Origin of the sequence: Pseudoalteromonas sp. 120-MNA-CIBAN-0494 (assembly GCF_040308885.1) — a bacterium.
In the GTDB taxonomy this organism is placed as follows: Bacteria; Pseudomonadota; Gammaproteobacteria; order Enterobacterales; family Alteromonadaceae; genus Pseudoalteromonas; species Pseudoalteromonas nigrifaciens.
Map to the genome: position 1 here is coordinate 1 of NZ_JBEOOE010000053.1, position 13,478 is coordinate 13,478.

11 protein-coding genes and 1 pseudogene are annotated in these 13,478 nt (G+C 41.4%); 11 read left to right on the top strand and 1 reads right to left on the bottom strand.

The features are described 5' to 3' along the window. Positions 1-726, bottom strand: a pseudogene (locus AAEY55_RS17340) (signal recognition particle-docking protein FtsY); the annotation flags it as partial. Between the two features lie 207 nt (positions 727-933). Between AAEY55_RS17340 and rsmD the strand changes: the two are divergent. The 11 genes from rsmD to purD all read left to right on the top strand — a co-directional run bounded on the left by rsmD (position 934) and on the right by purD (position 13,135). Then, entirely contained in the window at positions 934-1,539 is a 606-nt protein-coding gene (gene rsmD, locus AAEY55_RS17345; RefSeq protein WP_011327064.1) for a 16S rRNA (guanine(966)-N(2))-methyltransferase RsmD, read from the top strand. Between the two features lie 145 nt (positions 1,540-1,684). After that, a complete protein-coding gene (gene rpsU, locus AAEY55_RS17350; protein ID WP_002957797.1) occupies positions 1,685-1,900 on the top strand; it encodes a 30S ribosomal protein S21 in 216 nt (71 codons plus the stop codon). 19 nt (positions 1,901-1,919) lie between these two features. Beyond that, on the top strand, positions 1,920-2,366 hold the full coding sequence (locus tag AAEY55_RS17355) for a GatB/YqeY domain-containing protein (RefSeq protein ID WP_041454325.1): 447 nt from the start codon (positions 1,920-1,922) through the stop codon (positions 2,364-2,366). 225 nt (positions 2,367-2,591) lie between these two features. Then, on the top strand, positions 2,592-4,343 hold the full coding sequence (gene dnaG / locus AAEY55_RS17360) for a DNA primase (protein WP_011327062.1): 1,752 nt from the start codon (positions 2,592-2,594) through the stop codon (positions 4,341-4,343). A 125-nt stretch (positions 4,344-4,468) separates the two neighbouring features. After that, positions 4,469-6,316, top strand: a complete 1,848-nt coding sequence (rpoD, locus tag AAEY55_RS17365) for an RNA polymerase sigma factor RpoD (protein WP_011327061.1) — start codon at positions 4,469-4,471, stop codon at positions 6,314-6,316. Positions 6,317-6,397: 81 nt separating this feature from the next. Continuing rightward, a complete protein-coding gene (gene prmA / locus AAEY55_RS17370) occupies positions 6,398-7,279 on the top strand; it encodes a 50S ribosomal protein L11 methyltransferase (RefSeq protein ID WP_089367657.1) in 882 nt (293 codons plus the stop codon). A gap of 280 nt (positions 7,280-7,559) precedes the next feature. Continuing rightward, a complete protein-coding gene (gene dusB / locus AAEY55_RS17375) occupies positions 7,560-8,531 on the top strand; it encodes a tRNA dihydrouridine synthase DusB (protein ID WP_172459251.1) in 972 nt (323 codons plus the stop codon). Positions 8,532-8,550: 19 nt separating this feature from the next. Further along, positions 8,551-8,841 carry a DNA-binding transcriptional regulator Fis gene (fis, locus tag AAEY55_RS17380; RefSeq protein ID WP_011327058.1) on the top strand — a complete coding sequence of 97 codons (291 nt, stop codon included), beginning with the start codon at positions 8,551-8,553 and terminating at the stop codon, positions 8,839-8,841. Between the two features lie 473 nt (positions 8,842-9,314). Next, the gene (gene purH / locus AAEY55_RS17385) at positions 9,315-10,901 is read left to right on the top strand and encodes a bifunctional phosphoribosylaminoimidazolecarboxamide formyltransferase/IMP cyclohydrolase (RefSeq protein WP_086996647.1); all 1,587 of its coding nucleotides are present in this window, start codon (positions 9,315-9,317) and stop codon (positions 10,899-10,901) included. 103 nt (positions 10,902-11,004) lie between these two features. Beyond that, on the top strand, positions 11,005-11,829 hold the full coding sequence (locus AAEY55_RS17390) for a class I SAM-dependent methyltransferase (RefSeq protein WP_089367656.1): 825 nt from the start codon (positions 11,005-11,007) through the stop codon (positions 11,827-11,829). Positions 11,830-11,845: 16 nt separating this feature from the next. Further along, positions 11,846-13,135, top strand: a complete 1,290-nt coding sequence (purD, locus tag AAEY55_RS17395; RefSeq protein WP_011327055.1) for a phosphoribosylamine--glycine ligase — start codon at positions 11,846-11,848, stop codon at positions 13,133-13,135. Positions 13,136-13,478: the final 343 nt, after the last annotated feature.

The following is a 13,478-nucleotide window of genomic DNA, read 5'->3' on the forward strand; positions in this document are numbered from 1 at the left end:
TGCTTGTTCTGCTGCTGCTTTTTCTTGATCAAGACGTATCTGCGCTTCTTGCTCTGCTAAACGCTGCTGTTGCTCTAACTGTAATGCATGAGCATCGGCTTGCTGTTTTGCGAGTAACTCAGCATTGGCTTTTTCAATCGCTAGCTTTTCGGCTTGCTCTCTCTGTGCTTGCTCGGCTGCAAGCTTTCGCTGCTCTAAATTCTCAGCTTCAGCTTGCTCTGCTACAATACGTGCTTGCTCTAAACGCTCAGCCTCTGCTTGTTCTGCTGCTGCTTTTTCTTGCTCAAGACGCATCTGCGCTTCTTGCTCTGCTAAACGCTGCTGTTGCTCTAGCTGTAATGCATGAGCATCGGCTTGCTGTTTTACGATTAACTCAGCATTGGCTTTTTCAATCGCTAGCTTTTCAGCTTGCTCTCTCTGTGCTTGCTCGGCTGCAAGTTTTTGCTGCTCTAATCGCTCAGCTTCTGCTTGCTCTGCTGCAATACGTATTTGCTCTAAACGCTCAGCCTCGGCTTGTTCAGCTGCTGCTTTTTCTTGATCAAGGCGCATCTGCGCTTCTTGCTCTGCTAAACGCTGCTGTTGCTCTAAATGCTCTGCTTCAGCTTTTTCTGCTGCTAAGCGCGCTTGCTGTTGGTTATCGGCCTCTTGGGCACTTTGTTCCGCTTGTTGTTTTTTATCTGACTTACCAAAACCTAACCAAGACAGTAATTTACTTTTTTTTGCCATACTTGCTAATAACCACTTATAAAATTCTGATAAACTAACGATAATAATAGTATGTGCGTTAACTGCTATTTTAAACTGTTTAAAGGCACAATCTATTGTCTAGGATGCTTATACTACCACTTTTAATGCAGTTGAAAAATAATACGCTATGATATGATTGCAATATTATCTGAGCTAGATAGCAGATACCAATTTTTAGTGAGCTAAATGAGAAAAAAAACAACGCAAAATAAAGTAACTAGCAAATCCAGCGATGGCTTTATTAGAGTGATCAGTGGCCAATTTAGAGGCCGAAAGCTGCCCGTCAAAGACGTACAAGGGCTGCGCCCAACAACTGATCGTATAAAAGAAACAGTGTTTAATTGGTTAATGCAAGATACCCGAGAGGCAAATGTGCTCGACTGTTTTGCCGGTTCTGGCGGTTTAGGTTTTGAGGCGCTGTCGCGATTTGCTAAAAGCGCTACTTTTGTTGAACTTGACGCTGCCGCAGCAAAGCAAATTGAGCTAAACATTAGTACTTTAAAGCTGCAAAACGCACACGTAAAACATACCAATACACTGGCATTTTTAGAGCAAATTAATAGTAATGAGCCATTTAATCTAGTTTTTGTTGACCCGCCATTTCGTAAAAACTTGGCACAATCGAGCGCTGATTTACTAGAAAACAATCAATGGCTAAGCAGTGACGCTTTAATTTACATTGAGGTGGAAAGCGAGTTAAGCACCTTTACTGCACCAATCAACTGGTTGTTAATTAAAGAAAAAAAGGCTGGGCAAGTTTTTTGTCGTTTGTATCAACGCCAAGTAAATTAACACTGTTTTAGATGCCAGCTTTCTGTTAATATTATCCTTTACATGTGGTGTTGCTTCGGATTACAATACCGCACCATTTTTGAACCACTTGATCAATGTTTGATCAACTTGAGCAACGCTCATAATTTAGGTAGGTGAATTTTTAATGCCAGTAATTAAAGTAAGAGAGAACGAACCGTTTGACGTAGCACTTCGTCGCTTCAAGCGTTCATGTGAAAAAGCAGGAATCCTTTCAGAAGTTCGTCGTCGCGAGCACTATGAAAAACCAACAGCTGAGCGTAAGCGTAAAAAAGCTGCTGCAGTAAAACGTCACATGAAAAAACTTTCTCGTGATAACGCACGTCGCGTTAAATTATACTAATATATTAGGTCTTGTATAAATGAGCCTTTTAATAACGCTAAAAGATGCGCAAAAAGATGCGATGAGAGCCAAAGACAAATTACGTCTTAACCCTATTCGCATGGTACTTGCTGAAGTCATGAAACGTGAAAAAGACGAGCAAATAACACTAGACGACGCAGGTATTACCTCCGTTATAGTGAAGCTTGTTAAACAACGTCGTGACTCTTACACTCAGTACAAAGATGCTGGGCGTGATGATTTAGCTGATATTGAAGCCAATGAAATAGTAGCACTTGAAACTTTCTTACCTCAAAAATTGAGTGAAGAAGAAATAATTGCTCTCATTGATGCGGCTATTGCTGACACTAACGCAGCAGGTATGCAAGACATGGGTAAAGTAATGGGTATAATCAAAAGCAAAGCTGAAGGTCGCGCCGATATGGGCAAAATCTCTGGTTTAATTAAGCAACGATTAACAGCCTAGTACTCCCACATACATTAAGTATGATTGAAGTAAACCGAGCCTAGAGCTCGGTTTCTTTGTTTTTGTATCCGATTTGTGTTCAAATCTACAAACGTGCTATTTGCACCCGCCCTATTTAATAGCAATTAATATATGCGTATAAAATCGCTTGGTTTTATTTGTAGGGTTATAAATTTAATCTCGCTTTCATTGTTATTCTAATTATCTCAGGACGTTATTTTACTAATGGCTGGAAAGATCCCACGTAATTTTATAGATGACTTGCTTGCCAGAACCGATATTGTCGACCTGATAGACTCAAAAGTCGGTCTTAAAAAAGCCGGTAAAGACTACCAAGCTTGCTGCCCTTTTCATAACGAAAAATCGCCTTCGTTCACCGTCTCCCAAGATAAACAGTTTTATCACTGCTTTGGCTGTGGCGTTAACGGTAATGCTATTTCGTTTGTTATGGAATACGAAAAACTTGAGTTTGTTGATGCTATTGAAGAGCTTGCAAGTTTACTTAATTTAGAAGTTCCCCGTGAGCAAGGTAGCGGCTCGGCACCTGAGCGTACTGCAGCGCAAAAACGCTCTGATTACGATTTAATGCTCCATACTGCAAGGTTTTATCAACACCAGTTAAAGCACCATAGTAATTCTGCCGCTGTTATTGAATACGTTAAAGGCCGGGGCTTAAGCGGCGAAATAGTTAAAAAGTTCATGATAGGTTATGCACCAAGTGAATGGGATGGTTTGTGCCTACAACTTGGCCGTAACAAAGAACAAAAAGAGCAATTGGTAGAGCTAAAACTCGCCTCAGAAAAAACACCTGGCAGACAGTTTGACTTTTTTCGCGATCGATTAATGTTCCCTATTCGCGATAAACGTGGCCGCGTAGTTGCCTTTGGTGGGCGCGTAATGCAAGCCGATCAAGGCCCTAAATATTTAAACTCGCCAGAGACACGTATTTTTCATAAAGGCTTTGAACTCTATGGTTTATATGAAGCTAAACAAGCACACAAAAAGCTCGACCATGTACTGATTGTTGAAGGCTATATGGATGTGGTGGCGCTGGCAGAGCAAGGTATTGAATATGCCGTTGCAGCACTTGGGACAGCAACAACCAGTGAGCATATGCACACTCTATTTAGAACAACAGATAAAGTAATTTGTTGTTACGATGGTGACCGTGCAGGGCGTGATGCAGCTTGGCGTGCGCTCGAAAACGCACTGCCTTATTTAAATGATGGTAAAGCATTAAACTTTGTATTTTTACCCGACGGCGAAGACCCCGACTCCTTAGTACAAGCCGAAGGTAAAGATAAGTTTGAACAACGCTTAAATGCAGCCGATGATTTCACTAAAGTGTTATTCAATAAGCTCAGCCTAGAAATAGATTTAACGCTTGATTCGGGTAAAGCCAAGTTACTTAGTGCCGCATTACCATTAATTGAAAAAATTCCTAGTGAGTTTTATCAAGAAAATATTCTTGAGCAGCTCGGGCGATTAATTGGCCGTACTCGTGAGCAACTCAATAATCGCTTAAAAACACCTAAGCAACAGCATTCAATTGAGCGAAAATTTAAAATAACCCCCATGCGCCAAGCAATCGGTATTTTAATTCAACATCCGCAAATGGCTAAAAGCGTGCCCTATTTGCCCGATTTAGCACAAATGAATATTGCCGGCATTGGTTTGCTACTGCGCTTACAACATCAAGCGTTGCAAAAAGAAGATGTTACCACAGCGCAGTTGCTCGAATTCTTTAGAGGCACTGACGATTATGACCCGCTAACTAAGCTGGCAACGTGGCAACATCAAATAAATGAAGAGCGTTTAGAGACTGTTTTTCAAAATACTTTTAAATTTATTGAAGATCAGTGTTTAAATTATCGACTAGAGACCCTATTAATAAAGGATAAGACGCAAGGTCTAAATAGCGATGAAAGACTTGAATGTCATTTGTTAATGACAGCGTTAAAAGCGACTAACAGCTAGTCAAATTTGATTTAAACTGTTATACTACGCTATTCACTGCGTCACATTATTCTAGTTTAGCTTTAAGGCAAACTACATGATGGCGCCTGTTGTATCAACTTATCAGAGTGGAAGAAAAAATCTCTATGGATCCAACTCCTCAGTCACAATTAAAACTTCTGATTCTAAAAGGTAAAGAGCAAGGCTACTTAACTTTTGCAGAAGTAAATGATCACCTTCCACAAGATATTATAGACTCAGATCAAGTAGAAGATATCATTAGCATGATTAATGACATGGGTATCAAGGTTAGCGAAAACGCGCCAGATGCCGATGAACTAATGATGCAAGAAACAACGACAGACGAAGACGCAGCTGAAGCTGCCGCTGCAGCCCTTGCGACCGTAGAAAAAGAGATCGGCCGCACAACGGATCCGGTACGCATGTACATGCGTGAAATGGGTACTGTTGAACTTCTGACCCGTGAAGGCGAAATTGTAATCGCTAAGCGTATTGAAGAAGGCATTAACCAAGTACAAATTTCGGTTGCTGAATACCCTGAAGCAATTACTTACCTACTCGAGCAGTGGGATAAGTTTGAAGCAGAAGAAATGCGCCTTAGCGATATTATCGTTGGCTTTATTGATCCTAATGAAGACACAGCGCCAATTTCGGCAACTAATATTGGTTCAGAATTAAGTGCAAAACAACTTAATGACGACGATAAAGACGATGACGACAGCGACGAAGATGATGAAGACGAAGAAGAAGTAGACACAGGACCAGATCCTGAAGAAGCACGTGTTCATTTTGAAAATTTACGTGATTTATATAATAAAGCACGTGAAACGTTTGAAGCTAAAGGTCGCTCGCACCCAGATTCTCTTGCCGCTATATTTGAAATTGGTGAGTTATTCAAAACCTTTAAATTAATACCTAAGCAATTTGATCGCATGGTTAATAACATGCGTGAAATGATGGACAGAGTTCGCGTTCAAGAACGTCTTATCATGAAACAAGCAGTACAAATTGCTAAGTTACCAAAGAAAACGTTTGTTAAGCACTTTGCTAATAACGAAACGGATGCTACTTGGGTTGATTTAGAAATTGCAGCTAACGAAAAGTACTCGGCAAAACTTGAAGAAGTTAAGCCTGAGATCATTCGTAGTCTGAATAAATTACGTGTTATTGAAAGTAGCACTGGCTTAAATATTGAGCGTATAAAAGACATAAACCGTCGTATGAGTATTGGTGAAGCTAAAGCTCGCCGTGCGAAAAAAGAGATGGTTGAAGCTAACTTACGTTTGGTAATTTCAATTGCTAAAAAATATACAAACCGTGGTTTACAGTTCTTGGATTTAATTCAAGAAGGTAATATTGGTTTGATGAAAGCCGTTGATAAGTTTGAATATCGCCGTGGTTATAAGTTTTCGACTTATGCTACATGGTGGATACGCCAAGCAATTACGCGCTCTATTGCTGACCAAGCAAGAACGATCCGTATTCCGGTACATATGATTGAAACGATTAATAAACTTAACCGTATTTCACGTCAAATGTTACAAGAAATGGGCCGTGAGCCAAATCCAGAAGAATTAGCTGAACGCATGATGATGCCTGAAGACAAAGTTCGTAAGGTACTTAAAATTGCTAAAGAGCCAATTTCGATGGAAACACCGATTGGTGATGATGAAGATTCGCATTTAGGTGACTTTATCGAAGATACGACCATTGATTCGCCAATTGATTCGGCAACTATGGAGTCGCTTCGTGGCGCAACTAACGACGTACTTGCTGGCCTAACAGCCCGTGAAGCTAAAGTACTGCGTATGCGTTTTGGTATTGATATGAATACCGACCACACCTTAGAAGAAGTAGGTAAGCAGTTTGACGTAACACGTGAACGTATTCGTCAAATAGAAGCAAAGGCGCTGCGTAAATTACGTCACCCTTCTCGCTCTGATTTACTGAAAAGCTTTTTAGACGCTAAATAATAAGCGGCTAATACATATTAAAACTAAAAAGGCCGCTCTTGCGGCCTTTTTTCTATTTACCCCCTTTATCTGGAAATAAACATGGCTTGGATCCAAATTCGTATTAACGCCAACGCTGATAACGCTGATTTAATTAGTGATCTACTAGTTGAAGCTGGTAGTGCATCGGTTACTTTTATTGACGCCAAAGACACGCCTATCTATGAGCCTAAAATAGGCACTGTGCAATTTTGGGCCGATACTACGGTAATAGGCTTATTTGATGCTAATCACGATATGGATAGCGTTGTAGCGCTGTTAAACGCAGATAAATCAGTTGCGCAAAATCTAACATATAAAATAGAACAACTTGAAGACAAAGATTGGGAACGTGAGTGGATGGATAACTTTCACCCAATCCAATTTGGCGAAAGACTTTGGATTTGCCCAAGCTGGCGCGATATTCCTGATCCAGATGCAGTAAACGTATTACTCGACCCAGGCCTTGCATTTGGTACCGGCACTCACGCTACTACCGCATTGTGTTTAAAATGGCTAGAAAGCCAAGATTTAACCGGTAAAACCGTGGTTGATTTTGGTTGTGGCTCGGGCATTTTGGGCATTGCTGCTATTAAACTTGGCGCAGAGCGCATGATTGGTATAGATATAGACCCGCAAGCACTAGAAGCGAGCTTAGATAATGCTAATCGTAATGGTGTTGCCGACAAATTAGAAGTATACCTGCCAGAAAACCAACCTGAATTTAGTGCCGATATAGTCGTTGCTAATATTTTAGCGCAACCGTTACGTGAACTACATAGTGTTATTTTAGGGTTATTAAAACCCGGTGGCAAAATAGCTATGTCGGGAATTTTAACCGAGCAAGCGCAATCGGTTGCCGATGTTTATGCCCCCTTTATTGAGCTGGACGACATTGCTATTGAAGGTGATTGGACCCGTGTAAGTGGCACTAAAAAAGCATAAGCACTGCCCAACGCTATTTAGAGCTTTTACTTAAAACAAGCATCTGAAGCCTGTATTTAACAGGCTTTACCATTTATTTACAAAATAAAATTTATCTCTATTTTATACTAAAAATAAAAGCTGCTTAAATTTCAAACAAATAAACCGCTTTGTCATACGGTTATCAAATGTCAATACGAAAAGGGCAAAAAAAAGTTACTTTTGTTCAATTTATAGCCTTTGATTTTTGCTAAAAAAACCGTAAACTTAGCGCCCCTTGAAAAGAGGCCTATTGAATATAGTGCGTATCGGTAAATACCAACTTGAGAATAACGTAATTGTCGCGCCTATGGCCGGTATTACAGATAGACCATTTAGACAACTTTGTCGCCGCTTAGGTGCGGGGCTTGCTGTGTCTGAAATGTTATCATCGAATCCTGATGTTTGGAAAACCGAAAAATCGATGAACCGTATGGATCACAGCGGTGAGTCGGGAATACGCGCGGTGCAAATTGCAGGAGCTGATCCTGAACTTATGGCACAGGCCGCACAATTCAATGTTGCTAATGGTGCACAAATCATAGATATCAATATGGGGTGCCCAGCAAAAAAAGTGAACAAGAAACTCGCTGGCTCTGCTTTATTACAGTTTCCTGAACTTGTGGAAGAGATTATTGATGCAGTCGTTAATGCTGTTGATATACCTGTAACACTTAAAATCCGTACTGGATGGGATCTGGATAACCGTAATGGTGTAGAGATTGCGAGAATAGCTGAACGTTATGGCATAGCGTCACTTGCCGTACATGGGCGCACACGCGCATGTATGTACAAGGGTGAAGCTGAGTACGCCACGATTAGGGACATTAAACGTTCGGTGTCGATTCCTGTGGTTGCAAACGGTGATATTACATCACCAGAAAAAGCAAAGCAGGTATTAGATTATACGGGTGCAGATGCCATTATGATTGGCCGAGCCGCCCAAGGTCGCCCTTGGATATTTAGGGAGATAGACCACTATTTGCGAACCGGAGAGCATTTACAGCCACCTGCTATTGCAGAGGTGCGCAGTATTTTAATGGAGCATTTAACTAATCTCCATACGTTTTACGGTGAGCCAATGGGAGCGCGAATTGCTCGTAAGCATGTATCTTGGTATTTGCAAACCCATGACCGTGATGGTCAGTTTAGGCGAGTATTTAATACGATCGACAACCCACTTACACAAGTTGACGTATTAGAGCAATACTTTAAAACACTAGCAGCTAACTAAGAAAGAAAGAGATTAAATAATGTTCGAACAAAACGTGACTTCTCCATTTATCACTAACCCTCATGTTCAGGCACACGAGAAACCGCAGCCATTACGTGACGCAGTAAAGAAAGCTGTTCACCACTATTTAAAGCAGCTTAACGGTCAAGATGTGCAAGACGTTTACGACCTTGTTCTTTCAGAGCTAGAAGCGCCATTACTGGAAGAAGTAATGACGTATACACGTGGTAACCAAACACGTGCAGCAATTTTACTAGGTATCAACCGTGGTACTTTACGTAAAAAGCTTAAAAAATACGGCATGAACTAATACTTTTTGTATTGACTGGTAAGCATGCTTACTAAGCCAATACATAGGGTATAAATTAATAGCTATTTATGGCCGTTAATTTATATAAAAGCACCTTAGGGTGCTTTTTTTATGCCTGCTATTTAACCTGATTTCCAGCTAGTAAACCTATCTTTAGCAGCTATTTTCAACGCACTGAGTTAGTTATTTAATAAGCTAAAATGCTCATGTTTTAGTTGGTTGGTGTCACTAAGCGTTAGTATTATTCATGTAGATTGGCGTTGCCTTTTAAGCTAAATTTAGGTTAAGCATTCAATTATGCTAGTAATAAATGCATAACATAAGGTTTAACCTTAGTTAATCCATAAGGAGCTGCATTATTGCTACAAGTGCTAATTGCAAAATGCTCACCCTTAATAAGTCGTTTTTTGAGTTGTTATCAGTTAAAATGCCCGCTTCTAAGCTAGCTCATAAACTGAGGAAATCAAACTACAATGGATACACATCGTCCCATTCGTCGCGCACTATTAAGTGTGTCTGATAAAACCGGTATAGTTGAATTTGCCCGCGCATTAGAAGCGCAAGGTGTTGATATTTTATCAACTGGCGGTACCTGTAAACTACTTGCTGATAACGGCATAAAAGTCACTGAAGTATCAGATCACACAGGTCACCCAGAAATCATGGATGGCCGCGTAAAAACACTTCATCCAAAAATTCACGGCGGCATTTTAGCGCGTCGCGGACAAGATGAAAGCGTAATGGCAGAAAACAATATTTCTGCTATCGACATTGTTGTAGTTAACTTATACCCCTTTGCGAATACTGTCGCTCAAGAAAACTGCAGCCTTGAAGATGCTATTGAAAACATAGATATTGGCGGCCCGACTATGGTTCGCGCAGCGGCTAAAAATCATAAAGACGTTACTATTGTGGTAAACGCCAGCGACTACGACCGCGTGATCAGCGAAATGCAAAGCAACAAGGGTTCTACTACCTATAAAACCCGTTTTGACCTTGCTATAGCAGCCTACGAGCACACCGCTCAGTACGATGGCATGATTGCTAATTACTTCGGTAAAATGGTTCCTGATTACACAGAGGAAGCCGCCGAAGATACAAAGTTCCCACGCACTATCAATATGCAGTTCACTAAAAAGCAAGATATGCGCTACGGCGAAAACTCGCATCAAGACGCGGCTTTTTATGTTGAAAACGACATTGTTGAAGCTTCAGTAGCAACAGCAACTCAGCTGCAAGGTAAAGCGTTATCTTTCAACAACATTGCTGATACCGATGCAGCGCTTGAGTGTGTTAAAGAATTTGACGTACCAGCCTGTGTAATCGTAAAACATGCAAACCCATGTGGCGTGTCTATCGGTAGCAATATTCTTGAAGCATATGAACGTGCTTTTAAAACCGACCCTACGTCGGCATTTGGTGGCATTATTGCCTTTAACCAAGAGTTAGATGCAGCAACCGCGGAAGCAATTGTTGAGCGTCAATTTGTGGAAGTAATTATTGCTCCTAGCGTATCTGACGCTGCAGCCAAAATTGTTTCGGCTAAACAAAACGTACGTTTATTAGTATGTGGACAGTGGACAGGTAAAGCCGCAGGCCAAGATATTAAACGCGTTAATGGCGGTATTTTAGTGCAAGACCGCGACTTAGGCATGGTAACGCAAGGCGATTTAAAAGTTGTATCTAAGCGTCAACCTACTGAGCAAGAGCTTAAAGACTTATTATTTTGCTGGAAAGTAGCTAAATTTGTTAAATCTAACGCCATTGTATATGCCCGTGACGGTATGACAATCGGTGTAGGCGCGGGCCAAATGAGCCGCGTTTACTCGGCTAAAATTGCCGGTATTAAAGCAGCAGATGAAAACCTTGAAGTTAAAGGTTCAGTTATGGCATCGGATGCATTCTTCCCATTTCGTGATGGTATTGACGCAGCTGCAGCCGCTGGCATAACGGCAGTAATTCAGCCAGGTGGCTCAATGCGTGATGCAGAAGTGATTGCCGCAGCAGACGAAGCTGGCATGGCAATGGTACTTACTGGTATGCGCCACTTCCGCCACTAATCACTTATAGAGCTAAACACTGAAGTTTGAGTTTAGCTCTGTTTGTTTGCAATCAATTAACGTATTCTGATTGTTCATTAAACTAACAGTGAAGAATAAAATGATGAAATTTGCTTTAAAATCTATACTTGTCGCCACTATTGCGCTTAGCTCTGCAGCAAGCTTGGCTCATAACCACAGTGAAAACTCATTAGTTGCTAATGCACTTAATTATGAGCAGCGCGCTGCTAAAAACAGTGAGCGTGACAAGTTTCGTCATCCAGCACAAACGCTGGCATTTTTTGGCTTAAAGCCGAATATGAGCGTGGTAGAAATATCGCCCGGTGGTGGTTGGTACAGCGAAATTTTAGCGCCTGTACTCAAAGATAATGGCAAATTTTACGCCGCGCATTTTCCAAAAGATGCGACTGGCTTTTATCAGCGTTCTCGCTCTGAGTTTGAACAAAAAGTAACGCAAGACCCACGTTTTAGTAAAGTAATAGTAACTGAGTTTGCTCCTGTTACTCACACCGAACTTGCCCCTGCAAATAGCGCCGATATGGTACTTACCTTTAGAAATGTGCATAACTGGTATATGGGTAAAAATAAAGACGGCGCACTTAGTGCGTTTAAATCTTTTTATACCGCGCTCAAACCAGGTGGCACCTTAGGTGTAGTGGAGCATAGATTGCCTGAAGCACGCGCCGATGACGATCAAAAAAGCAGTGGTTACATGAAGCAAAGCTACGTAATTGAAATAGCTAAACAAGCTGGGTTTGAATTAGTTGCTAGTAGTGAAATAAATGCTAACCCAAAAGATACAGCCGATCACCCTAAAGGGGTATGGACGCTACCACCAAGCTTACGTTTAGGCGAGCAAGATGCCGATAAATATAAAGCTATTGGTGAGAGTGACCGCATGACGCTGAAATTTAAAAAACCGCTTTAAATAGGAATTTTTCGCCATGAATGTTTTAGTCATTGGCAGCGGCGGCCGCGAACACGCTCTTGCGTTTAAAGCCGCTCAAAACACCAAAGTAAACACAGTATTTGTAGCCCCTGGTAATGCGGGCACAGCACTTGAGCCAAAACTTGAGAACGTTGCAATAAATGTTGACGACTTAGACGGTTTACTTCAGTTTGCACAACAAAATAATGTTGAGCTTACTATTGTAGGCCCTGAGATCCCGTTAGTATTAGGTGTGGTTGATAAGTTTCGTGAACACGGCCTAGCTATATTTGGCCCAACAGCGGGCGCAGCTCAGCTTGAAGGCTCAAAGTCGTTTACTAAAGACTTTTTAGCGCGTCACAATATCCCTAGTGGCGATTACCAAACCTTTGAACAGGTTGCCCCTGCCCTTGCTTATTTAAAAGAAAAAGGCGCGCCAATTGTAATCAAAGCAGATGGTTTAGCCGCAGGTAAAGGCGTTATTGTTGCGATGACTGAAGCCGAGGCTGAAGATGCTATTCGTGACATGCTTGCGGGTAATGCTTTTGGTGATGCTGGTAGCCGCGTAGTTATCGAAGAGTTTTTAGAAGGTGAAGAAGCGTCTTTCATTGTGATGGTAGATGGCAAAAACGTATTACCATTTGCCACTAGCCAAGATCATAAACGCGCTTACAATGGCGATGCTGGCCCTAACACTGGCGGTATGGGTGCTTATTCACCTGCGCCAGTAGTTACCGATGAAATTCATCAGCGTATTATGAACGAAGTGATTTACCCAACGGTAGAGGGCATGGCGAGCGAGGGTCATCCGTACACAGGCTTTTTATACGCTGGCTTAATGATAGATACCGATGGCACGCCAAAAGTAATTGAGTATAACTGTCGTTTTGGCGACCCGGAAACTCAACCTATGATGCTACGTTTGCAATCAGACTTAGTCGAGTTAATTGAAGCGGCTAATCGTGTTGAACTGGATAAAACCACCATTGAGTTTGATCCACGTGCAGCCGTTGGTGTAGTACTGGCCGCTAAAGGCTATCCTGGTGATTATCCTAAAGGCGATGTTATATCGGGTTTACAGGTTGACTACCCTGCTGGCGAAAAAGTATTTCATGCTGGTACTAAACAAAACGGTAATGACGTAGTAACTGCGGGCGGACGTGTATTATGTGCCACCGCACTGGGTAATACCGTAACCGAAGCGCAGCAACGCGCTTACGAGCTAATAAAGCAACTCAGCTGGGATGGCATGGAATATCGTACTGATATTGCATATCGTGCTATTGCGAGAGAGCAAAATAGTTAAATATAACCTATTGGTTAATATTACTATTAAATGTAAACATCAAAAGCGCAGCTTGTCTGCGCTTTTTTAGTGCTACACTATTTGAAAGGATCAAAAAAAGCACAGCATAATTTGGAATTTAAAACGTTACGTTATCATGCGCTAGCCGCAGCAATACTTATATTAATATTTTTTATCAACTTTTGCCGTAATACACCGCTCCTTTAGGTCGGTGATATAAGGCAATAGTCGCGAAGCGACTAAGTGGGTTGTTCCTTTTTAATCATACTGTATATAATAACAGTATGGTTATTCGCAAAGCTTATAAATTTCGTTTAAAAACAACACCCGATATTAACGCTAA

What these genes read in the sequence shown, in the direction of transcription:
- rpoD (WP_011327061.1), top strand. Translation starts at nt 4,469, where the DNA reads ATGGATCCAACTCCTCAGTCACAATTAAAACTTCTGATTCTAAAAGGT.
- AAEY55_RS17355 (WP_041454325.1), top strand. Translation starts at nt 1,920, where the DNA reads ATGAGCCTTTTAATAACGCTAAAAGATGCGCAAAAAGATGCGATGAGA.
- fis (WP_011327058.1), top strand. Translation starts at nt 8,551, where the DNA reads ATGTTCGAACAAAACGTGACTTCTCCATTTATCACTAACCCTCATGTT.
- purH (WP_086996647.1), top strand. Translation starts at nt 9,315, where the DNA reads ATGGATACACATCGTCCCATTCGTCGCGCACTATTAAGTGTGTCTGAT.
- prmA (WP_089367657.1), top strand. Translation starts at nt 6,398, where the DNA reads ATGGCTTGGATCCAAATTCGTATTAACGCCAACGCTGATAACGCTGAT.
- purD (WP_011327055.1), top strand. Translation starts at nt 11,846, where the DNA reads ATGAATGTTTTAGTCATTGGCAGCGGCGGCCGCGAACACGCTCTTGCG.
- dnaG (WP_011327062.1), top strand. Translation starts at nt 2,592, where the DNA reads ATGGCTGGAAAGATCCCACGTAATTTTATAGATGACTTGCTTGCCAGA.
- AAEY55_RS17390 (WP_089367656.1), top strand. Translation starts at nt 11,005, where the DNA reads ATGAAATTTGCTTTAAAATCTATACTTGTCGCCACTATTGCGCTTAGC.
- rsmD (WP_011327064.1), top strand. Translation starts at nt 934, where the DNA reads ATGAGAAAAAAAACAACGCAAAATAAAGTAACTAGCAAATCCAGCGAT.
- rpsU (WP_002957797.1), top strand. Translation starts at nt 1,685, where the DNA reads ATGCCAGTAATTAAAGTAAGAGAGAACGAACCGTTTGACGTAGCACTT.